This window comes from Gardnerella sp. KA01000 (assembly GCF_049244035.1).
Lineage (GTDB): Bacteria > Actinomycetota > Actinomycetes > Actinomycetales > Bifidobacteriaceae > Bifidobacterium > Bifidobacterium leopoldii.
The window spans coordinates 665,663-688,495 of the sequence record NZ_CP058367.1 but is presented as its reverse complement, the minus strand read 5'-3'; the positions used below and the strand labels follow the sequence as shown (position 1 = coordinate 688,495).

Annotated in this window: 17 protein-coding genes; 2 read left to right on the top strand and 15 right to left on the bottom strand. The window is 39.8% G+C overall.

All coding sequences use genetic code 11. The annotated features are described in order from the left end of the window. Nucleotides 1–14: 14 nt before the first annotated feature. The 14 genes from HXT58_RS02535 to uvrA all read right to left on the bottom strand — a co-directional run bounded on the left by HXT58_RS02535 (nucleotide 15) and on the right by uvrA (nucleotide 17,464). Nucleotides 15–620 (bottom strand): CDP-alcohol phosphatidyltransferase family protein, encoded by a 606-nt coding sequence (locus HXT58_RS02535; protein WP_064340298.1) that lies wholly within the window; start codon nucleotides 618–620, stop codon nucleotides 15–17. 123 nt (nucleotides 621–743) lie between these two features. Then, nucleotides 744–1,409, bottom strand: coding sequence for a ribulose-phosphate 3-epimerase (gene rpe / locus HXT58_RS02530; RefSeq protein WP_004574269.1), 666 nt, complete (start codon nucleotides 1,407–1,409; stop codon nucleotides 744–746). Between the two features lie 79 nt (nucleotides 1,410–1,488). Then, nucleotides 1,489–2,406 (bottom strand): prolipoprotein diacylglyceryl transferase, encoded by a 918-nt coding sequence (gene lgt / locus HXT58_RS02525; RefSeq protein WP_004106607.1) that lies wholly within the window; start codon nucleotides 2,404–2,406, stop codon nucleotides 1,489–1,491. A 42-nt stretch (nucleotides 2,407–2,448) separates the two neighbouring features. Then, nucleotides 2,449–3,480: a phosphatidate cytidylyltransferase gene (locus HXT58_RS02520; RefSeq protein ID WP_012914196.1), complete on the bottom strand. Its 1,032-nt coding sequence runs from the start codon at nucleotides 3,478–3,480 to the stop codon at nucleotides 2,449–2,451. A gap of 33 nt (nucleotides 3,481–3,513) precedes the next feature. After that, a complete protein-coding gene (gene frr / locus HXT58_RS02515) occupies nucleotides 3,514–4,068 on the bottom strand; it encodes a ribosome recycling factor (protein ID WP_004106603.1) in 555 nt (184 codons plus the stop codon). A gap of 19 nt (nucleotides 4,069–4,087) precedes the next feature. Continuing rightward, nucleotides 4,088–4,837 carry a UMP kinase gene (gene pyrH / locus HXT58_RS02510; RefSeq protein WP_004106602.1) on the bottom strand — a complete coding sequence of 250 codons (750 nt, stop codon included), beginning with the start codon at nucleotides 4,835–4,837 and terminating at the stop codon, nucleotides 4,088–4,090. Nucleotides 4,838–5,012: 175 nt separating this feature from the next. After that, nucleotides 5,013–5,864, bottom strand: a complete 852-nt coding sequence (gene tsf / locus HXT58_RS02505; RefSeq protein ID WP_004106601.1) for a translation elongation factor Ts — start codon at nucleotides 5,862–5,864, stop codon at nucleotides 5,013–5,015. Nucleotides 5,865–5,964: 100 nt separating this feature from the next. After that, nucleotides 5,965–6,783, bottom strand: coding sequence for a 30S ribosomal protein S2 (rpsB, locus tag HXT58_RS02500; protein ID WP_004574276.1), 819 nt, complete (start codon nucleotides 6,781–6,783; stop codon nucleotides 5,965–5,967). Nucleotides 6,784–7,092: 309 nt separating this feature from the next. Continuing rightward, on the bottom strand, nucleotides 7,093–7,581 hold the full coding sequence (locus HXT58_RS02495; protein ID WP_004106598.1) for a peptide deformylase: 489 nt from the start codon (nucleotides 7,579–7,581) through the stop codon (nucleotides 7,093–7,095). 64 nt (nucleotides 7,582–7,645) lie between these two features. Continuing rightward, entirely contained in the window at nucleotides 7,646–9,685 is a 2,040-nt protein-coding gene (locus HXT58_RS02490; protein WP_004106596.1) for an AMP-dependent synthetase/ligase, read from the bottom strand. Nucleotides 9,686–9,972: 287 nt separating this feature from the next. Further along, a complete protein-coding gene (locus HXT58_RS02485; RefSeq protein ID WP_004106594.1) occupies nucleotides 9,973–10,563 on the bottom strand; it encodes a hypothetical protein in 591 nt (196 codons plus the stop codon). A 366-nt stretch (nucleotides 10,564–10,929) separates the two neighbouring features. Continuing rightward, the gene (locus HXT58_RS02480) at nucleotides 10,930–12,060 is read right to left on the bottom strand and encodes a GuaB3 family IMP dehydrogenase-related protein (RefSeq protein ID WP_004106592.1); all 1,131 of its coding nucleotides are present in this window, start codon (nucleotides 12,058–12,060) and stop codon (nucleotides 10,930–10,932) included. Between the two features lie 67 nt (nucleotides 12,061–12,127). Beyond that, on the bottom strand, nucleotides 12,128–14,470 hold the full coding sequence (gene uvrC / locus HXT58_RS02475; RefSeq protein ID WP_101886049.1) for an excinuclease ABC subunit UvrC: 2,343 nt from the start codon (nucleotides 14,468–14,470) through the stop codon (nucleotides 12,128–12,130). A 102-nt stretch (nucleotides 14,471–14,572) separates the two neighbouring features. Next, nucleotides 14,573–17,464 (bottom strand): excinuclease ABC subunit UvrA, encoded by a 2,892-nt coding sequence (uvrA, locus tag HXT58_RS02470; protein ID WP_223293644.1) that lies wholly within the window; start codon nucleotides 17,462–17,464, stop codon nucleotides 14,573–14,575. Between the two features lie 284 nt (nucleotides 17,465–17,748). Here uvrA and HXT58_RS02465 point away from each other — a divergent pair, with 284 nt between their 5' ends. Then, nucleotides 17,749–19,350, top strand: a complete 1,602-nt coding sequence (locus HXT58_RS02465; RefSeq protein ID WP_012914200.1) for an ABC-F family ATP-binding cassette domain-containing protein — start codon at nucleotides 17,749–17,751, stop codon at nucleotides 19,348–19,350. Nucleotides 19,351–19,396: 46 nt separating this feature from the next. Further along, nucleotides 19,397–21,613 carry a beta-carotene 15,15'-monooxygenase gene (locus HXT58_RS02460; protein ID WP_117008762.1) on the top strand — a complete coding sequence of 739 codons (2,217 nt, stop codon included), beginning with the start codon at nucleotides 19,397–19,399 and terminating at the stop codon, nucleotides 21,611–21,613. Nucleotides 21,614–21,632: 19 nt separating this feature from the next. Here HXT58_RS02460 and HXT58_RS02455 read toward each other — a convergent pair whose 3' ends face one another. Further along, nucleotides 21,633–22,820, bottom strand: a complete 1,188-nt coding sequence (locus HXT58_RS02455; protein ID WP_410299650.1) for a pyridoxal phosphate-dependent aminotransferase — start codon at nucleotides 22,818–22,820, stop codon at nucleotides 21,633–21,635. Nucleotides 22,821–22,833: the final 13 nt, after the last annotated feature.

The window sequence follows — 22,833 nt, the reverse complement described above, 5'->3', positions numbered from 1 at the left end:
CGTACACGCCTTATTTAGTTTTTTCTTGACTTAGCAAGTAACAAATAAGCTTGCATATAGTAAAGCAAGCCAGCATACCAATATAGAGCAATACCCCACACTCCACATGCAAGTGCAGCAGCATAAAGCAGGAACATAGACTCAGTAGCTACAGCATAAACAATCATTAAAGAAACGATCGAAAGCATAAGAAGCGCTGTACCAGCTTTACCTACAAAGTTAACAGGCAAAGGACCATAATCTCTTTGCGCAAGTACTATTACAAGTACAGCCATAATAACATCACGCAATACTACTAATAAAAGTGCCCACCAAGGGATAATCATTGCAACAGCTAAAGCTAACGTACTGCAAAAAATCAATAGACGATCAGCTATAGGATCAAGGATTTGACCCAACTTACTAACTTGATTCAAAGTACGAGCAATATAACCATCAAGACAATCAGAAAACGCAGATATTGCTAAAACAATAAGAGCAAAAGTCATCTGATGCTGTGTAATAAGCCAAGCAATATAAGGAATTGAACATATGCGCAAAAAACTGATTAGATTAGGTATTGTCAAAACTCGATTCATTGCTTCAGGACTATATTCCTGATTAATAACGAACTTAGTCATAATATCTTCCTCATACGAAATCACTCAATTAATCAGCATATATTCGCATCAAAAAAACTCGCTTGTTGTGCAATACTTAATATGTTGGGGACATATTTCATGTCCCCAACATACATCTAATATTTATTCGTGCCAAGCAGCTTTTGCAGTATTACGAATAGCTTCAATCGCCTCTTTAGGACTTTCTGCTCCATAAACTGCAGAACCTGCAACAAGCACATCAGCACCAGCTTCAGCAACTATTGCTGCAGTTGAAGGGCTAACTCCTCCATCGACCTGAATATGAGTCTGCAATCCGCGACGAGTAATTTCGTCACGTAAACGGCGAACCTTATTCATTTGATTAGCTAAGAACTTCTGTCCACCAAAACCAGGCTCAACAGTCATAATAAGAACCATATCGAATTCATCAAGAATATCGAAAATAGGTTCAACTGGTTCTGCAGGACGCACAGCAAAGCAAGCTTTACAACCCATATCGCGAAGCTGACGAGCTAATCTCACTGGAGCATGAGTAGCACCCATATGAAAACTCACAGAAGCAGCTCCAAGCTTAGCGTATTCTGGAGCCCAACGATCTGGATCCTCAATCATCAAATGTACGTCAACTGGAAGTTTAGTAACCTCACAAATTCGCTTAACAATTGGTTCACCTAAAGTCAAGTTAGGTACAAAGTGATGATCCATTACATCGACATGAACAAGATCCGCATTAGATATTGCATCAAGGTCACGCTCAAGATTGCAAAAATCTGCGGAAAGAATGCTAGGTGCTATTTGTATATTCATGTGTACTATTCTAGAAAATGCAAGCGACTAGTTTTATAAAAACAAAATTTTTAAAATTGCTTTTTCAAATACTTGAATCTTATTTACTAGAAGTATTCTGAGACTCACGTTCTCTTTCGTCTGAAGTTATATCTATAAGTCGTTCAACAAGAGAATCACGAGTACTAGCACTCTTTTGCAGCAAAGCAAAAACAATAGTTGCACAAATAAATACGATAATAGAAACCCAAACATTAATGCGAACACCTAAGAAAACATGTGAAAAATCAATTCGCAATGCCTCAATCCATACTCGTCCGATTGTGTACCACATAACATAAAGTGCGAATACGGAACCGGCTTTTAACTTCTTAGCTATAACTTTGCCAAAATAAATAAGCAATGCAGCACCGATGAAATTCCAAATCATCTCGTACAAAAATGTTGGATGAAATAATGTGCCTTCTGGGCACGTTAACCCATCATAACATCTTTCACTATGACCTATTGCTTGTGTGGTATCATAATTTAACTTCAAACCCCATGGCAAGTTAGTAGGAGCTCCGTAAAGTTCTTGATTAAACCAATTCCCCAATCTTCCTATACCTTGAGCAATAAGCACTGCAGGAGCTGCACAATCAGCTAGTAATCCAATAGGATATTTACGATACTTGCATAACACACAAGCAGCCAATGCGCCTAAGAATATGCCGCCCCAAATTCCTAGACCACCATTCCAAATTCTAAATATTTCTAAAAAATCACCATTAGAGCCAAAAAACTTTTCTGGAGTTGTAATAACGTGATACAAACGCGCGCCAATTATTCCAGCAGGAAGACTGACTAAAACAAGATCAAGTATCTGGTTAAAATCTCCTCCAAGACGCTTCCATCGACGCGTAGTAATCCACATTGCAACCAAAATACCGGCAAGAATACTAAGAGCGTAAAACTTTATGTTTACAAAGCCAAGAGAAAATTGCGAAATACTTGGCGACGGGATAAAACAGACTGTCATGGCGTCGATATTAGTCTAAGCCCACGATTGCGACAGATAAATTCAGAAATGAGCAAGTTGCAAAAGCACAAGCAGCACAGGACCGCACAGCAAAATAGAATCTACTCGGTCAAGAACACCACCATGACCTTTTAGCAAATGCCCCATGTCTTTAATACCAATATCTCTTTTAAGCATAGAAGCACACAAGTCACCGAATGTGCCAATGATTCCAGAAGAAATACCCATGACTAATGGCATCCACCAGAAATTGAACCAAGAGGAACCATAAAAACCTGCAATAATTGCATATGCTCCTATAATTGCAAAAAGCATTGAGCCTATTAAGCCTTCTACAGACTTCTTAGGAGAGATTCGCGGAGAAAGCTTATGTTTGCCCAACCATGCACCAGCAAATAATCCGCCAGTGTCACTTAATGCAGGTAAAAATACCAAAAGCATAGCGTGAGCAACTGCGTATTTTGTATTTGTAAGAGCTAATACAATGCAAGAAGCTAAAAGTGGAATGTACAACACCACGAATAGCGAAACAGACGTATTCGTAAATAAAGTATGTTCGTATGATGAGCGGTTAGAACCATCGAGCTTTTTTTCTACAGCTTGCATCGTTCTATCTGAAATAGTACTGCTAAGAGTCGCACAAATTACTGTAAGAAGCAAAGATGCAGTAATTCCACTAGCCATAGCAACAGCATGCCATTTTGCATAGTATGTTGCAAAAATAGTTACAAGCGAACATATTGATAACGTTACGAAAGGAATACGCAAACCGAGAGTTGCAAAATCAACATGTAATTCCCACAATGCCAGAACCATAAAAATGGCCATAAGCACTATAAAGACATCAATGCTAATAATTAAGCAAGAAACAATTGCTACAACTAGTATTGCGGCAGTAGCAATTGCTTGAGGCATATTCCTGCCCGTGCGACGATTAATATCACTTAAAGTTTCATGGGTGCCATGTGTAGCAGTATCTGCTTTGTCAAAAGACAATCCTACTTCTGATGCAGTTTTTTCAGCATTTGCTTTACTGACTTCATTGGCAAAATTATGCTGTTTTATTTGACTCATACGGCACCCATTCAGTTTGAAACTACAAAAATCTCAGACTTCCATAATTTCTTTTTGCTTACCTTCAAGCAAAACGTCTAAAGAATCAGTAACTTGCTTAGTTACTTTATCAAGCTCTTTTTGTAAACGATCGCCTTCATCTTCGCCAAGTTCACCATCTTTAACAGACTTGTCAATAGATTCCTTAGCTTTGCGACGAATATTGCGAACTGCAACTTTGCCTTCTTCTGCTTTATTCTTAGCAAGCTTGACGTATTCCTTGCGACGCTCTTCCGTGAGCTCTGGCATAGTAACACGAATAACATTGCCATCACGATTAGGGCTTACACCTAAATCAGAATCGCGAATAGCCTTTTCAACAGCATTCGCTTGAGAAGCGTCAAAAGGCGTAACTGAAAGAGTTCTAGGCTCTGGAACACCAATAGATGCAACAGCTTTAATTGGAGTTGGAGCACCATAATAATCAACCATAATTCCGTTTAGCAAAGCAGGATTAGCACGACCGGTGCGAATACCCATAAAATTCTCTTTAGTAGCTTCAACAGACTTATTCATCTGTTCACGGGCTTGATCAATTATTGCTGACATGTGTTCTCCTTTATAATATTTAAGCAAATGTTGGCTCTGCATTAGACACTAATGTGCCAATAGATTCTCCAACAAGAGCACTAGTTACGTTACCTTCGCCCTCAAGACCAAACACACGAATTTTTTGATTATTATCGCGAGCCATAGAAAGCGCAGACGCATCCATAACAGCTAAACCATCAACGATAGCGCGATTGTAGTTTAATGTTAGGAACTTACGAGCAGTAGAATCTTTACGAGGATCAGCACTATATACGCCATCCACACCATTCTTGCCCATAAGAACTTCATCGCAATGAATTTCCAATGAACGTTGAATAGAAACAGTATCAGTAGAAAAATATGGCATTCCGGCACCAGCACCAAAAATAACCACACGACCCTTTTCAAGGTGACGAATTGCTTTCAACGGAATATAAGGTTCTGCAACCTGACCCATTGTAATAGCAGTTTGTACGCGAGTTGCTTGCCCTGCTTGCTCAAGAAAATCCTGAAGAGCCAAGCAGTTCATTACAGTGCCCAACATACCCATATAATCGCCACGGCTACGATCAATACCTGCTTGCTGCAGTTCTGCTCCCCTAAAGAAGTTACCGCCGCCGACAACAATAGCAACCTGAACGCCTTGATTCACTGCAGCTACTATTTCGCCAGCAATCCTACGAATAACATTAGTATCAATACCAACAGCGCCACCACCGAATGCTTCTCCAGAAAGCTTTAATAAAACCCTACGGGACTTTCCTTCATCCGTTTGTGCAATAGCCATACAGATTCCTCCAGTCATAACGGCGAATGAGGTATATCTTTGTCAGTTTATCTATCAATAACGACACTCAAAACGCACGTTAAGCTGGAAAATGAATATAAAAAATGGGTTGCGCACAACTTGTGCACGCAACCCTATATACAAGAACAAAAATAAATTCTTATATAATTAGTGCTTATTCAGCAGCACCTTTGCCAACCTCAACGCGAGCAAAGGCAAGAGCGGTGCCGCCAACTTCCTTGAACAAGTCACCAACGCTCTTGGATGGATCCTTAACGTATGCCTGCTCGAGAAGTACAGTTTCCTTGAAGAAAGCGTTCATACGTCCTTCAACAATCTTTGGAACAATCTTCTCTGGCTTGCCTTCAGCCAAGGACTTCTCGGTTGCAACGCGACGCTCAGATTCCAAAACTTCTTCTGGAACATCTTCGCGGCGAAGCCACTGCGCACCCATAGCGGAAATCTGCAAAGCAGCTTCGTGAGCAACCTTTGCACCAGCCTCGTCAGTAGCAATCATGGAAACGATGCTTGGAGGCAATTCCACAGACTTCTTGTGAGCATAAATCTCAACGTGTGGACCGCTTACCTTAGCAACCTGACCAACCTTGACGTGCTCGCCAAACAAAGCTGCTGCTTCTTCAACAGATTCCTTAACAGTTGCGCCATCAGCTGGTGCTGCAAGTACTTCTTCAGCAGTAGAAGCATTAGCTTCAACAGCATGGTCAAGAACAGTGTTTGAGAATTCCACAAACTTTGGTGTCTTTGCCACAAAGTCAGTTTCAGAATTCAACTCAACTGCGTAACCAGTTTCGCCTTCAGCAGACTTAACAACCTTAGAAGCGATGGTACCTTCCTGAGCCTTACGACCTTCACGCTTACCAGCTGCCTGAATACCCTTAGCGCGGATGATTTCCTTAGCGCGGGCAACGTCGCCTTCAGCTTCAGTAAGAGCCTTTTTAACGTCCATCATGCCGGCGCCGGTTTCTTCACGCACCTGCTTAATCAACGCTGCAGTAATTGCTGCCATTTTGTTCTCCTCGTATCAATATGATTCTTAAAAGCTGCAAAAAGCAAAATCAATTGGATTTTGCAGCTTCTAGATAAGAATCTGGTTGCAAATTAGCTTATCAGGCGTTTGCCTCAGTATTTTCTTCCTTGGCAGGCTTAGCTTCAGCTTCGCCTTCCTTGGTGAGCAATTCCTTCTCCCAAGCTGCCATTGGCTGAGCATCATTACCTTCAGACTTAGCGCCCTTACCGGCATGCTCAAGCAAGCCTTCAGCTACAGCATCAGCCATCAAGCTGGTCAATAACTCAATGCCACGAATAGCATCGTCGTTAGCAGGAATTGGATACTCAACAGACTCAGGATCAGTGTTGGTATCAACAATTGCCACAACTGGAATACCAAGCTTATGGGCTTCTTCAACAGCCAAAGCTTCCTTGTTAATATCAACAACGAACATGGCGGATGGAGTGCGGTTCATGTTGCGAATACCACCGAGCTGCTTGGAAAGCTTGTCCTTCTCGCGCTCGAGAAGCAAAAGTTCCTTCTTAGTCAAGCCGGATCCACGAACATCACTGAAGTCCATTTCCTCAAGTTCCTTCAAGCGCTTTACGCGAGTAGAAACAGTCTGGAAATTGGTCAACATACCGCCAAGCCAACGCTCGCAAACATAAGGCATGTTTACGCGAGTTGCCTGATTCTGTACAGCTTCCTGAGCCTGCTTCTTAGTGCCCACGAAGAGAACAGTGCCGTTGTGAGCAACAGTCTGCTTGATGAAGTCATAAGCCTTGTCGATCATGTCGAGAGACTTGAACAAATTGATGATATGAATACCATTGCGCTGGGTAAGAATGAACTGCTTCATCTTTGGGTTCCAGCGACGAGTCTGATGACCGAAGTGCAAACCAGCCTTCAGCATTTCGCTCATGGTAATCTGTGCCATATCTATATACCTTTCTTGTCGGTTATTTCCTGGCCATGTCTGTTCGCATGCAACTTGGCTGACACATGCCTAAATCCAAGCCGACCGACACGAACGGACGCGTACATGGCGCGTATTTGCGAATCCGTGTAGACAATAAAAAGCGAGCAATCATATAACGCGGCAATACTCATGCTCAAAATGGACACGCAGAGAGTGATTATATCAGATACTCAATACCAAAAATCGGCATCCTTGTAGCTATAAAAGCAACAAAAATGCCGATAACTTTTAAAAAATTATTTACACATAACGCATAAAAACTAAAACTTAGCTACGCATATTATTGCGCAACTCACGCAACGCTTGACGGCGCACATCCTTTTCAAGCCTATCTAAATAAATATGACCATCTAAATGATCACACTCATGCTGAATCATTCTAGCCATAAGACCTTCACCTTCAAGCACTACAGTCTTACCATCTAAATCAATTCCACGAGCTCTAGCATAATTTGCACGCCTAGTTTTGTACCATAATCCCGGAACAGAAAGGCAACCCTCGTCGTCGTACTGTTCACCTTTTAGCTCTTCAATTACTGGATTTAGAATATAGCCAATTCGACCATTTATATTGTAAGAAAAAGCTCTAAAACTTACACCAATCTGATTAGCAGACAATCCAGCTCTACCTGGATCATTTACCGTTTCCAATAAATCATCAACTAAATGTTTCACAGCTGGCGTAATTTCACGAATCTCATCACAAGGAGTTCGCAATACGGGATCCGGAACAATACGAATTTTTCTAATAGACACTCGATTACTCTTTCTTTTATGTAAGTAGGAATAACGAAAAAACAACTACAAATATGTAAGCTTTTTACTCGACATGTTCATTATGATCACTATGCGATGTCGAAGAGGAATCTGATGAAGATTCTTCACCAAAACGCTTCAAATGATTCGCAGCTTGATCGATAGCTTGACGTACTCGAGGAGTTACAGCTTCCTGTGCTTGCTTAACAGTCTCCTGTGCTTGCTTAACAGTCTCAGTAGTTTTATCGAGAATCTTTACAGTTGCTGGCAAAGGACGAGTATTAGGCTTTGGAGCATACAATTGCGTTTCGATAATATCAGCATAGCGAGCAAGAATCTTCGGACGAACAATCTTCATACTTGGAGTCAAGGTTCCAGCATCTTGAGTAAATTCATCTTGCAAAATAACAAACTTACGAACAGACTCAGCGCGAGAAACAGTACTATTAGCTTGGTCAATAAATTGCTGAATTACTGAACGCACTGCTTCGTTAGTAGCAATCTCACTCATAGTAAGGTTAACATCCATACCCTTATTCTTTAGCCAAGAACGAACCATATCTGGATCAAGCTCAATTAAAGCAGAAACAAATGGCTTACCATCGCCCACTACTACAGCATGAGAAACTAATGGGCATTGAGCAATAATACCTTCCATAGGAGCAGGACTTATATTCTTGCCACCGGCAGTAATAATAATATCTTTTTTGCGACCAGTAATAGACAAGAATCCTTCATCATCTATTGAGCCAAGATCGCCTGAATGCAACCATCCATCTTCGTCAATAACTTCTGCAGTAAGCTCAGGCTTATTGAAATATCCCATAAATACGTTAGGACCTTTAATAAGCACTTCATCGTCGTCAGCAAGACGGATAGCTATACCAGGACCAGGTCGACCTACAGATCCAACTTGATTTGCATGCTCAAAATTAACTACACAAGGAGCGGCAGTTTCAGTCATTCCATACCCTTGAATAAAAGTAATACCATCAAGACCATTAAAGAAATGAGCCAAATCAGCATCCATTGGAGCTCCACCGCAAGCTAACCATGAAAGATTAGGACCTAAAGCTGAACGAATAGAAGAACCAACTGTTTTCATGTACATCGCATGATTCATGCGTGCAGCAAGAGAATGAGTTTTACCTTCAACATTGTCGCGAGACCATTGAATGAAATGCTTTACAGCTTTAGCAAAGATACGACCCTTTATGCCAGCACCAGCTTTTTGTGACGCAGCATTATAAACTTTTTCAAAAACTCTAGGCACGCCAAGTAAATACGTAGGCTTAAAACTACGCAAATCAGCCAAAAGATGCTTAGCATTAGGCACATATCCAATAACACCGTGAGCACCAATAGCAACATATTGAATGTACCGAGCAAAACAATGCGCCAATGGAAGGAATAAAAGCAAACGATTTGGTTTGCATAACATATCGTTAAGAACATCGTAACCAGCAAAAACAATATGCGTAAAATTACGATTTGAAAGCATTGCGCCTTTAGGTCTACCAGTCGAACCAGAGGTGTAAACAATAGTAGCTAAATCATCTGCCTTAACAACATCAACAGCTTTATTAAGCTCATCCTCAGTAATAGATCTACCAAAATCAACAACTGCTTCCAAGCCACCAGCTTTGAAATTAAATACGGTTTTCAAAGTTATATGTTTATGATCCTGACGAACACGCTCTAAGCATTGAGCATGCGCATCGTCTCCAGCAAAAGCAATAACTGGCTTAACTTCATCGATAATGTCAGCTGCCTGCAATGCTGAATCTGTTTCATAAATAGGAACGCTTACAGCACCAATACATGCACAAGCAAAATCGACAATACCCCACTCATAACATGTAGCAGAGTAAATAACAACTTTGGAGCCATGCTGAACTCCGAGTGCTATTAAGCCTCGAGCTACTGCACGAACTTTCGCGAGCATTTCAGATGAAGTAACATCATGCCAACGACGAGTTTCATCGTCTTGCCATTGAGCAACCAAGTCTTGTGGGCTACGCATAGCACGATTGGCGAGTAAGGAATAAATGGTATCACCGTCTTGAGTTGGGTGAATGGCTTCTACAGCAAATTCTCGGAGCATATTATTTATTGTACTTGATAACAGAATCGACACGACTGCACGAAGTACAAAAAATAATACTTAATATTGTCATTTACAAACAAACACTGGGAAAAAACTTAGATTCTACAAGTCGTGCAAGGTAGAATGTTTAATCTTACAAAAGTGAACCCCTTTATTGCTAAAATTGTTGAAAAATCAGCAAATCAAGCAATAAGGGGCTCATATTTATTTGAATATATGTACATAAGTCTTCAAACGCATTATCATAGATGTCTTATTTCAGCTACCTACTATAAGCGACGATTTTATCCTAGATCTGCATACGTGCAAATCCAACGATTATTTTTCAATTCCAAAGATAACGACGCCCAGTATTTCACAGGTCCTGCACAAATGCGCACAACACCTTCAAAATGATTCGGGCTGACTAACATTCCATTAAACAAACTCGGAACTGCAGGAAAACTACGCACAGCAGAGCGAGTTTCCGAATCGTTATTATCAGTGAAATACTCATCCATCAGTTTCCACATGTTAGTTAATTTAGTAATACAACTTTTTGTTAAAAGCTGCGACATTGCTGGAGAAATAGGCCTACCTCTCGAAATATCTGCAGCTATGCAAGCAATTTGACAAGTTTTTAAAGCTAAATTAACAAAAGCCTGCTCATCTCTACTGTCGAAATAACACATTCCAACATGGTATTTCAAGCATTCACGCGAAAAACCAACACTAACTTCACCCTCATATACAGGCAAGCTAATACGAGGTCTACAGAAAACATGTGGAGGATCCTCGTCATTGTTTTTCTTAGTCTTTGAGGACTTATCTTTCAGCTCATCATCACTGTAATCGTTATCTTCCATGCCATAGGCATCAGCAAAATCTATCTTCATGTTTCTCTCCTGTTTTAACAATTATTTAAAACTGTTGTTATTTAAAACTTGTTAAGCTTATATTTCTACAAACTAAACGAGTTTAGATAAAAGCTTACAACGTAATTTTTCTCTAACTGCGTAATTAATAAAAATGTGGATAAATTACAAAATATTCGTCGTTTTTATTGAAAATAAACGATTTTATGCGTGTTGAATTATACACATTACGGTTTAAAAGAATAGCAAATATAGCTAAAAAATCATATTTATGCATAAATCAATAGAATGTTCATATAGATATAACAATTTTGAAAACAAAAATGGCGGCTCAGAGCAAATTACTGAACCGCCATATTTTATGCAATAAGCATCATACTTATAACACTAACGAATATCCTGATGGAATGGGTTAAATACTACGTTGCAACGCTGGAAGCTCTTAACATCAACATAACCTGTAGAAGCCATTGTTCTGCGCAATGCACCAACAAAGTTTGTAGTACCATCTGCTTCATGACTTGGACCGAAAAGAATATTTTCTAACGGAGCCACAGTGCCAACATTTGAGCGCATGCCACGAGGAAGTGATGAATGGCGAGCCTCAGCACCCCAATGAGTGCCATGACCAGGAGCCTCAGTTGCGCGAGCTAATGGAGTACCAAGCATAACTGCGTCAGCTCCAACTGCAAGAGCCTTAATAAAGCTGCCGGAATTACCCATTCCTCCATCAGCAATAATTTGCACGTAACGACCGCCGGATTCATCCATATAATCCCTACGAGCTTCAGCAACATCCGCAATGGCAGTAGCCATAGGTGCTTGCACACCTAAAGTATTCATTGTTGCGGATACTGCTCCGCCGCCAAATCCGACTAAAATACCTGCAGCTCCAGTTCTCATCAAATGAAGAGCAGAAGTATAATCCGCGCAACCTCCAACAATAACAGGGACATCGAGATCGTAAATAAACTTCTTTAAATCAAGAGGTTCATGATCTTTAGAAACATGTTCCGCAGATACTGCTGTTCCGCGAATCACAAATAAATCAACACCAGCTTCTAGCACAGTGTTATATAATTCTTGCGTGCGTTGTGGAGAAAGAGCTCCTGCTACTGTCACTCCAGCATCTCTGATTGTATGCAAACGCTTTGCAATCAATTCTGGTTTGATTGGCTCAGTATAAATCTCCTGAATGCGGCGGGTTGCAATATTTGACGGCATCTCAGCTATTTCTTTTAACAAAGGTTCTGGATTCTCATATCGAGTCCATAAACCTTCTAGATCAAGAACTCCAAGACCACCCATTTGACCAATTGCAATCGCAGTATCCGGGCTAGTAACAGAATCCATCGGAGCAGCAATAATTGGGATATCAAACGTGTAAGCATCTACTTGCCATGAAGTAGATACAGCTTGAGGATCACGCGAGCGGCGCGAAGGAACAATAGCAATATCGTCAAGCGAATATGCAACTCGGGCTTTTTTGCCCAAACCAATTTCAATTTCCTGAGACATACTTCTTAGGCTAGTGCCTTATGCTGACGAGTTACGACTCATAGTAAGACTCATAGTAATTCAAAAGCTATTTATCATTATTTTTACGCAAAGCACTGTATATAGCTTTTGCTTTATTCTCGCCAATTCCAGGTACTTTTTGCAAATCTTCTAATGAAGCATTTTTCAAAGATTTTATTGAACCAAAAGATGCAAGCAAACGCTTGCGATACACTGCTCCAATTCCAGGAATTGCATCAAAAGTAGAATGCAATGAACCTTTTCTTCGCAATTTACGATGATACGAAATAGCAAAACGATGAGACTCGTCTCTAGCACGCTGCAATAAATACAATCCTTCTGAGCTTCTCTTAAAAATGATTGGATAATCTTCGTCAGGAAGCCACACTTCTTCAAGCTTCTTAGCTAAACCACAAACAGTAATATCACTTACGCCAGCATCTCTCATAGCTCTTTTAGCAGCTTTTGCTTGTTCTTTTCCTCCATCGACAATAATTAATTGAGGTTTATAAGCAAAATGCCGCGCACTAGTCAATGAATTACCCGAAAAATGCTTATTAGAAATACTGTTAGCATCGCAAATATTAATATCAGATGAGTCAGATGTATCTGATGAATCTGATGCATTTAATATATCAAGCCTATCTTCTGCATAAACATCTTTATGCTTAAACCTTCGCAATAATGTTTCATAAACAGCACTTAAATCATCTGTTTTACCATCACCATGTTCACCTCGAACCGCAAAATGACGGTACTCACTAGGACGAGCAACACCATCTTCAAAAACAACCATAGAAGCAACTTGATAACTGCCATCAACTGTATTTGAGATATCATAACATTCAATTCGCAAAGGAGATTTACTCATTCCAAGCGCCTTTGCTATTTCATTCATAGCTTCTGTTCTCATATCTATGCTGTTAATACGGCTAGATTTTATTCGTTTCAATTCCTGACTAGCATTATCGTTTGCACGATCCATAAGAGCACGTTTTTCTCCGCGCTCTGCAACTCTAATACTTACTTGAGAACCACGAATATTGCTAAGCCACAATTCAAGCTCTTGCTTACGTTCATCAGAAATTTTAATTGGAACTATAATCTCACGAGGAACAGGCGAAATAGGAGCAAGTAAATCCTCACGACCTGTTCTCTCTTGACGTTCACGACGAGTTTTAGTAGCTTGCGCTCGCAATATTACATCAGTTGCAGTAGCTTGCTGCGTAGAGCTAACAGCGTCGCGAACTTTCTTAATGCTAATAGTATCTTCATGGTTTTGTGTGTAATTTTGCTCATATTCTGCGTATACGCGAGTTAATAAATCAGCTATAAGATCACTGTCACTGATATGCTCATTTCGTTCTACCGACCAATTTTTCTCTCCACGAATCATTCCAGCTCTGACAAAAAATACATGAATTGACGCTTCAAGCTCATCTCCGCAGAATCCAAAAACATCTGCTTCTACATCATTGTCAAACACAACTGCATTTTGTTGCAAAATAGTGTTCAAAACAGCAATTTCGTCACGCAATTTAGCTGCACGCTCAAATTCTAGCTCTTCACTTGCTTCTTTCATCTCATTCTTAATTTGTGAAATATAAGACTCTCCAACACTGCCTGTAAGTATGCCAACTACATGTTCTACCATCTTGCGATGTTCGCTAGGATCTATGTTTCCTATACAAGGAGCTGAACATTTACCAATCGAAGCAAATAAGCAAGGTCTACCAGTCCTATGAGCTTTGCTAAAAACAGAGGATGAGCATGTGCGAATAGGAAAAGTTTTAAGTAAAGAATCTAAACTATGACGAAGAGACCACACTTTTGCATACGGACCAAAATATCTAGCATGCCGCGCACTACGATTTCTAGTAATCCATACTCTTGGAAAAGTTTCCTCTAGCGAAACTGCAACATAAGGATATGTTTTATCGTCACGAAAAACTACATTAAACCTAGGATTAAAAGCTTTAATCCAAGTATATTCAAGTGTAAGAGCCTCAAATTCAGTGCTTACAACAGTCCATTCCAAACTGCGAGCTGTAAGAACCATAGATTGAGTTCTAGGATGAAGTTGGTAAAGAGGTTGAAAATAATTCGCTAAACGATTGCGTAAATTTTTTGCTTTTCCAACGTAAATAACTCGCCCCTCGCCATCACGCCACTTGTATACTCCAGGTTGCGCTGGAATATCACGAGAAGCTGGACGGAATAAATCACGGGTATCACCAAGCAATGGAGCTCCTAATGCATTTACTCTTTCATCATCAAATGATGAATCTTTCGAAAACTGTTCATCTATTATTGCTTGCGTTTTACGCCATTTTTCACTATCTCTCATCCTATTTTCTTCTTGCAAATCATATGCTTTATAAGAATTTTTATTAAGATCATTATCTTTCATTTTCACCTCCTTTCCTAAACAAGATTTATGCAACTATTCATGAGATTTGTCGAGTAAATTTCTCAGTTCAGCAAATTACAGATCGGTAACTTTTTTGAACGCTTAATGTAACATTTGCTTAAGGAATTTACCTGTCCAACTCTCGCCATTACGCGCTACGCTCTCAGGACTACCTTCTGCAACTAAGGTTCCGCCTTTATCTCCTCCTTCTGGACCTAAATCAATAATCCAATCTGCAGATTTCACAACATCAAGATTATGTTCAATTACAATAACACTGTTGCCTTTATCTACAAGAGATTGCAAAACCGCTAGAAGTTTCCTAACATCTTCAAAATGCAGTCCAGTAGTAGGTTCATCAAGAATATAAACTGTTTTACCAGTAGATCTTCTCTGCAGCTCTGTAGCAAGCTTTACTCGTTGAGACTCACCGCCAGAAAGCGTTGTTGCGCTTTGACCAAGACGAATATAGCCCAAGCCAACTTTTACTAAAGTATCTAAATATCGAGAAATAGAAGGATATGCTTTGAAAAATATTGCAGCTTCACAAATAGGCATATTAAGAACATCTGCAACAGACTTTCCGTTATATGTAACTTCCAAAGTTTCACGGTTATAACGTTTACCATGACAAACTTCACACTCTACGTATACGTCAGGCAAAAAGTTCATTTCTATTTTTAAAGTACCGTCGCCATGGCATGCTTCACATCTGCCTCCTTTAACATTAAACGAGAAGCGACCAGGACCATAGCCACGAACTTTTGCTTCTGGAGTCTGAGCAAACAATGAACGTATTTTATCCCAAACACCAGTGTAAGTTGCTGGATTAGAACGAGGAGTTCTTCCTATAGGATTCTGATCGACATGCACTACTTTGTCACAAAGCTCAATACCATCAATACGTTTGTGCTTTCCTGGAACAATTCGAGCACCATTTAGTTTGTCTGCAAGAACAGGATATAAAATTGAGTTTATAAGTGTTGATTTACCAGATCCAGATACACCCGTTATGCATGTGAATACTCCCAAAGGTATGCTTACATCAATATTTTTTAAATTATGCTCATGGGCATTAATTATATGGAGCATACGATTTTCGTCTACACTACGACGTTGTTTTGGCACATCTATTGAGCGTCTGTGAGCAATATAATCTCCAGTAATTGAACGCTGAGCTTTAATAATTCCATCAGACGGACCTGAATATACTACTTCTCCTCCATGCTCGCCAGCTTCTGGACCAATATCAACAAGCCAATCGGACTGACGAATAGTATCTTCATCATGCTCGACAACAATAAGCGTATTACCAAGATTTCGCAGATGATGCAATGTTGCAATCAAACGCTCATTATCTCTTTGATGCAATCCAATAGACGGCTCATCAAGCACGTACATAACACCAACTAAACCTGATCCAATTTGAGTAGCTAAACGAATACGTTGAGCCTCTCCACCAGACAAAGTTTTTGCAGCTCTTGAAAGAGTGAGATAGCTTAAACCCACATCGTTCAAAAAACCAAGTCGAGCACGAATCTCTTTTAATATTTCTGTTGCAATTACTGCTTGAGAACCATCCAAATGCAAAGCATTTACCCATGCTAGACTTCGCTCTACTGGCATATCGCAAACTTCAGCTATGGAAGTATTAGATACTGTAACTGCAAGAACTTCTGGACGTAAACGCTTTCCATTACATTTTTGGCATGGAACTTCACGCATATACGACTCATAATATTGACGCATTTGATCAGAATCAGTTTCGTCATGTTTGCGCATAAGCGTACGAACTACACCTTCAAAGCCAGTAGAATATTCACGCTGACGCCCCCACCTATTTGTGTAGGAAACTTGAACTGTGAAATCATGACCATACATGATGTCATGTTTAACGTCTTCCGCTAGATCCTTCCACGGAGTATTCATATCAAAATGCAAATCTTTAGCAAGTCCTGAAAGTATGTGCTGATAATACATTCCAGCTGACTTATTCATTGCCCACGGCTCAATAGCTCCCTGCGCAAGAGATTTGTCTGGGTCTGGGATAACAAGTTCAGGATCAATTTCGAGATTGTATCCAATGCCAGAACATTCAGAGCAAGCACCATAAGGAGCATTGAATGAAAATGTTCTAGGCTCAATCTCATCAAGCTCTAATTGATGATTATTTGGGCATGCGCGATGCTCCGAAAATGATTTACGACGCGTTTGTGAGTCTTCTGGTTCGTCAACAAAATCAGCAATTACTACTCCCTTAGATAGTTTTAATGCTGTTTCAATCGAATCAGTTAATCGAACACGAATGCCATCTTTAATAACTAAACGATCTACTACTACTTCAATTGTATGTTTCTTCTGTTTAGTAAGAGTAATATCTTCAGAAAGCTCATGCATTTGTCCGTCAATAATCGCACGAGCATAACCATCTGAGCGCAAAAGCTCAAGCGTGTCTTTAAATTCTCCTTTACGACCACGAACTACTGGAGCAAGAATTTGTAACCTCGTACGTTCTGGCATAGCAAGCAACGAATCAGTCATTTGCTGAGGAGTTTGAGAGCTTACTATTTGACCACATTCAGGACAGTGAGGCACACCAATCCTAGCAAACAATAATCGCAAATAATCATATATTTCTGTAATAGTTCCAACAGTAGAACGAGGATTACGATTCGTAGTTTTTTGATCAATAGAAACAGCAGGACTTAGGCCCTCAATAAAATCAACATCAGGCTTATCCATACGTCCTAAAAATTGGCGAGCATAAGCACTAAGCGACTCAACATAGCGTCGCTGACCTTCTGCAAAAAGCGTATCAAACGCAAGCGAGGACTTACCAGATCCAGAAAGACCAGTAAAAACAACCATACGATTCCTAGGAATCGATAAACTTACATTTTTTAGATTATGCTCTCTAGCACCCTGGATAGTTATTTTCCATTCAGAAGGAATACTAGATAAATCAGCTATAAAAGTACCGTTGTTAGCGCTCATAGGAGCATTATCAAGCAATTCTTGCAACGAGTCATTTTGTTCATTCGCCTGTTTTGACACAATTACCTCCACACTTCCCCATAATCACTTGAATATTCCCAACCAATACCCAATTTTATTACTAACAAGAAAATTATAGAACAAGTGTTCGAAAAAGTAAAGTATTTGACTATCAACCACATGCTGTATTCGTTACCAGTAAGCAGTATAATGGTGAGTTTGGTTATGACTTTTATAAGTAATAAATACTAACAGCCTAAATTTTGGGGAACGGAACAGACATTATGCCTATTGACGCACAAGCTTTAACCATTCAGATTGGTGCGCGAACGCTGTTAAATCCTACCGATTTTCACGTCACAAAGGGAGATAAGATCGGTTTAGTCGGCAGAAACGGCGCAGGCAAAACTACGCTTACTCGCGTTATTACAGGAGACATGCTGCCAGCAGGAGGCTCGGTTAGAGTTAGTGGAGGTTTAGGCTACTTACCTCAAGACACGCACGCAGCAGACCCAGAGCAAAGTGTTATAGATCGCATTATGAGTGCTCGAGATATTGCTTCTATCGTTTCGCGTATTCGCAAAGCGGAAAAAGAAATGACAGATCCAGATCCAGACATAATGACTAAAGCTATGAACCGCTACGACAAAGCAATGCAAGATTTTGAAAAAGCAGGCGGTTATTCAGTGCAATCTGAAGCAATATCGATGGCAACAAGCTTGGGACTTCCACAAGAAGTTATGCAACAAGCTTTAGGAACACTTTCAGGTGGTCAACGTCGCCGCATAGAACTTGCTAGAATTCTGTTTTCTGACGCAGATACATTAATTCTCGATGAGCCTACAAACCACTTAGACGCAGACTCAATAATATGGTTGCGCAATTATCTTAAACGATTTGAAGGCGGATTCCTAGTAATTTCTCACTCCACAGAATTACTAGACGAAGTAGTCAACAAAGTATGGCATTTAGATGCGCAACTTGCAAAAATAGACATGTACTCAATGGGTTGGAAAGCATACTTGCATCAGCGCGTAGTAGACGAAGAAAGACGTCGTCGCGAACGAGAAGTTGCAGAAAAGAAAGCTGAACGCCTTATGAAACAAGGCATTCGCTTGCATGCTAAAGCTACAAAAGCAGTTGCTGCTCAAAACATGATGCGAAGAGCTGAACGCCTATTAAGCGAAACAAGTGAAGCTCAAAAACAAGAAAAAGTTGCAGATATTCGTTTTCCAGAACCAGCTGCATGCGGAAAAACTCCAATTATGGCAAAAGATATTTCCAAAGCGTATGGTTCTAATATTGTTTTCGCTGGAATTAATCTTGCTATAGACAAAGGTTCACGCGTTGTCATTCTAGGCTATAACGGTGCTGGAAAAACAACAACATTACGCATTTTGGCAGGAGAAGAAACAGCAGATACTGGTGAAGTTCAATACGGACACGGATGCAAAATCGGTTATTTTGCACAGGAACACGATACATTAGACTTGGATTCTACAGTTTTGGAAAACCTTCAGCATGTTGCACCAAACCTGGATGACACGCAAGCACGTTCTATGCTTGGCAGCTTCCTGTTTTCCGGCGACGACGCAATGAAGCCTGCAAGAGTGCTTTCAGGTGGCGAAAAAACGCGTCTAGCACTTGCAACACTAGTCACTTCCAAGGCCAATGTGCTACTACTAGACGAACCTACTAACAACTTAGACCCAGCATCTCGAGATGAAATACTTAAAGCTATTGCAAAGTATGAGGGAGCAATTGTTCTTGTTACACACGATGAGGGTGCAGTTCAAGCCTTACAACCTGAGCGAGTGCTACTCATGCCTGATGGCGACGAAGACTTGTGGAATGACGAATATCTCGATTTAGTTGCCGAAGAGTAAAATGTTGAACTGAATTACTTGAATTGTGCAATAGAATGGTTAAGCAGTGATTTCAACGTACGCGTCTAAGACTTTGCCAAATACGGCAAATAGTGACAACAGTCGTATAAGCAATCAAATTGACAAACATTGCATAAAACGTACGCTACATTTTTTGCGAATACCATTCATCGTAATAATTCTTATAACCTTATTTGAATGTTCTATTGGAAATCTGCCATTTTGGAGTAGTGTTACAGGAAGCACAGATAGCATTTCTGCACACAACGATATAGGTTCTGGAATTAGACGCTTAGCTTCCGGCGGCATTCTTATAACGGATCCTTCAGAAGCATATTTAGAAGTAACATCCGATGGAAGTTCGCCTTATATTCGCTTAGAGCCTGCGATTATTAAAAAGAAAAGCAAAAATAATAATCTTATTTCAAACATCAATGTTTTAGTTGAAGCAAACAAATACTTAAGCAAACCTCAAAGCACAAACACTGCTTCTCTAAACCCATCTTTGCTTAAACTTCCAAAACAAGCAGTAGGAAAATCTTGCATTGTTAGAGTGTGGCTGCAACATCCAATAGGATCAATATTGAATATTGAAGACTCAAGAGCAAACGTTCGAGTGCCTTTTAGGTGGTCATGGGGTCGCGTATTAATACTTGCTATTTTTGCATTTCTTGTTACGCTTTGGAATCCTTGGTCCAAGCTTTGGAAAATTAAACTCAACACTCATAGTCTTATTCAACGTTGCTGCTTTGCTGCTTCTCTTCTTCCATTTATTGCTGTTGGGTTAATAACTATTTTTTGGAATTTACGAAACGCAACTCCTATGCATTTTTACACAAACGGTAATTATGCATATGATTTTGATCAATATGCCCACACTGCAGACGCATTGTTAAAAGGTCAAGTGCATTTAAATCTTCCTGTTCCTAATGAGTTAGAACACTTGCAAAATCCTTACGACCCTACGGCTAGAAATAATTTGTTAAACCACTCAGTACAACATATGTATTGGGATTACGCATACTACAAAGGTCACTGGTATTCCTACTTCGGAGTTCTTCCAGCAATATTGCTATTTTTGCCTTATCGCATTATTTCAAGACTATGGACTCCTGAAGGCTCTATGCTTCCAACAACAGTAGCTACGATAATATTCTTAATTGGTTTTCTTATCGCAGGCTCCCTATTGGTTATTCGAATTATTGAGCAGACTTCAAAAAAAGTATCTTTAGGAACGACATCCATTGTTCTTGCTTTATTCTTCATTACTTCAAATACAGTGTATTTGTGGTTTAGAACGTCATTTTATTCCGTACCTATGGCAGCCTCACTTTTCTTCACATCTCTTGGATTGTGGTGCTACCTAGGTTTTAATAGAACACACTCTTTGCTAAATATTGTTTTAGGTTCTTTCTTTATCGCATTAAATTTAGGATGTAGACCTACTTTTTCTATAGCTGTTCTTTTTGCACTTCCTGCAATTTATTCGCATATAGAAAAAGATTTACCAAATATTTTGCGCAACTGGAAACAAGTTTCTTCATGGCATAAGCCTTTTAAATATTTTGCAGCTTGGATACTGCCATGCGTAATTACTGCAATTCCATTTGGCATTTATAATCTTTTGCGCTTTGGCTCACCGTTAAATTTTGGCAATGAGTATCAAATAACTATTACTGACATGACGACTATGCGTTTGCCGTCACAAAATATTTTGCCGTCTATTTTCAGCTATATTGCGCTACCTTTACGTTTTATTCCAACTTTTCCTTGGATTGGTATTCAGCCTATTGCATTTGACCGTTGGCAATATGCAGAGCCTATGATTGGCGGAATGTTTACACTTTCACCATTGGCATTAGTTGGCATAATATGCGTATTTATTATGAAAAAACGCTGCCGCACGCATATTGCTTGGCAAACAAGCGTAATAGCTATAATAGTTGGGCTTGTTCTTATTGTTTTTGACAGCTTAAAAGCTGGTATCGGATGGAGATATATTGCTGATTTTGCGTGGTCTTTTGCTATAGCTGCCGCAATTGGAATTAGCTTGCTTTTAGAATATGCATCCACTTTGCAATCAGAAAATTCTTTACATAAAAAAACTATTGCTTACACAATACGCTTACTTGTAGCAGTATTGCTATTTGCTTCTATTGCTATCGCTGTACTCAGTTGGTTTGTTACAGGACGTGAAGACAGCACGCTTCGTTTTAACCCAAACTTATGGTTCGCGTTTAGAAGTTGGATGACATTGTTTTAAATAATTATTTATATAATTACTATTCTTCTAACAATGCATCTACAGTTCGAAGAAGCGCATGCAATCCGCTAATAAACTGCTGCGGCTCTGGCAATAATGACAATGCTAAATACCCATTAACTGGCATATCGAAATAATATCCAGGTTGAGAAACTAAATTATAATCTTTCATCAATCTCAAAGCTAATACATCATCGTCAATGCAAGATGGTACACGCAATAAAATATTCCATCCGCCCTCCGCACGCAGCGCGCTAACACAGCATTTAGGTGTAGATGCCAACGTTTCTCGAAGCGTATGCAGATTATTAATAATACGATTTCGTACAATAACGTTTTGAGAAGATGCATATTGCAATAATTCTGGTATTCGCTCAGAAACAGTATTACCAATAGGCAAAAAATCATCCGCTATAACGTCAAGCCTTTTTTGTGCTTCATAAACATCATCTTTAGGACCTGAAACTTCAATCCAACCAACTTTTGCGTGAGGAGCAGCAAGCATTTTGGAGAATCCATCAAGCGCAAAAACTAAAGTAGAAGATTCTCCAGCAAGACGAGCATTTCCAGCAAAAGGTTCAAGCGAATATTCATAAAATACTTCGTCTGCAATAATCGCAACACCATTATCACGACATAATTGCAATAGTATTCCACGTTCTTCAGGCTTGACATATGAGCCTGTAGGATTATTTGGATTAATAAGCACAAGAGCTTTAATACGCAAAGACACATCTTCTAAAAGTTCTCTAACACGCGCAATATCAATAGTCCAAGAACCATCATAGTGCAAAGGATACGGTATTGCATTCACGCATTGCAAGCGCGCAATAGACTCTATAAGAGGATATCCAGGAGTTGGTCCCATAACGGCATCCCCTGCATCACATAAAAGCATCATAAGCCATGCGTAAGCTTGAGAAGTTGAAGAAAGCACATAAAGCTGATCTGGATTAAGCTTTGATGGAACAGACTTTTCAGTGCGGTTATCTCGCTTATTGATAAAGTTTGAAAGAATATCGCGAATTTCCTTAGGACCCCTAGGGTCTGCCGTGTAACGTCCACTTAAACATTTAGGCGCTAAGCCGTGAGACGTTGGATTGGAATCGTTTAATTTAGTAAGCTTTACACCATTAACAATAGCTTTTCGCTGAGCTAAAATAATAGGATTTGGCTCACTCACATCTATTCTAGAAGAAAATCGCACGAAACTACCCTAA

Excerpts from the sequence above, each read along its gene's own strand:
- HXT58_RS02535 (WP_064340298.1), bottom strand. The coding sequence starts at position 620 with ATGACTAAGTTCGTTATTAATCAGGAATATAGTCCTGAAGCAATGAAT.
- rpe (WP_004574269.1), bottom strand. The coding sequence starts at position 1,409 with ATGAATATACAAATAGCACCTAGCATTCTTTCCGCAGATTTTTGCAAT.
- lgt (WP_004106607.1), bottom strand. The coding sequence starts at position 2,406 with ATGACAGTCTGTTTTATCCCGTCGCCAAGTATTTCGCAATTTTCTCTT.
- HXT58_RS02520 (WP_012914196.1), bottom strand. The coding sequence starts at position 3,480 with ATGAGTCAAATAAAACAGCATAATTTTGCCAATGAAGTCAGTAAAGCA.
- frr (WP_004106603.1), bottom strand. The coding sequence starts at position 4,068 with ATGTCAGCAATAATTGATCAAGCCCGTGAACAGATGAATAAGTCTGTT.
- pyrH (WP_004106602.1), bottom strand. The coding sequence starts at position 4,837 with ATGGCTATTGCACAAACGGATGAAGGAAAGTCCCGTAGGGTTTTATTA.
- tsf (WP_004106601.1), bottom strand. The coding sequence starts at position 5,864 with ATGGCAGCAATTACTGCAGCGTTGATTAAGCAGGTGCGTGAAGAAACC.
- rpsB (WP_004574276.1), bottom strand. The coding sequence starts at position 6,783 with ATGGCACAGATTACCATGAGCGAAATGCTGAAGGCTGGTTTGCACTTC.
- HXT58_RS02490 (WP_004106596.1), bottom strand. The coding sequence starts at position 9,685 with ATGCTCCGAGAATTTGCTGTAGAAGCCATTCACCCAACTCAAGACGGT.
- HXT58_RS02485 (WP_004106594.1), bottom strand. The coding sequence starts at position 10,563 with ATGAAGATAGATTTTGCTGATGCCTATGGCATGGAAGATAACGATTAC.
- HXT58_RS02480 (WP_004106592.1), bottom strand. The coding sequence starts at position 12,060 with ATGTCTCAGGAAATTGAAATTGGTTTGGGCAAAAAAGCCCGAGTTGCA.
- uvrC (WP_101886049.1), bottom strand. The coding sequence starts at position 14,470 with ATGAAAGATAATGATCTTAATAAAAATTCTTATAAAGCATATGATTTG.
- uvrA (WP_223293644.1), bottom strand. The coding sequence starts at position 17,464 with ATGAGCGCTAACAACGGTACTTTTATAGCTGATTTATCTAGTATTCCT.
- HXT58_RS02465 (WP_012914200.1), top strand. The coding sequence starts at position 17,749 with ATGCCTATTGACGCACAAGCTTTAACCATTCAGATTGGTGCGCGAACG.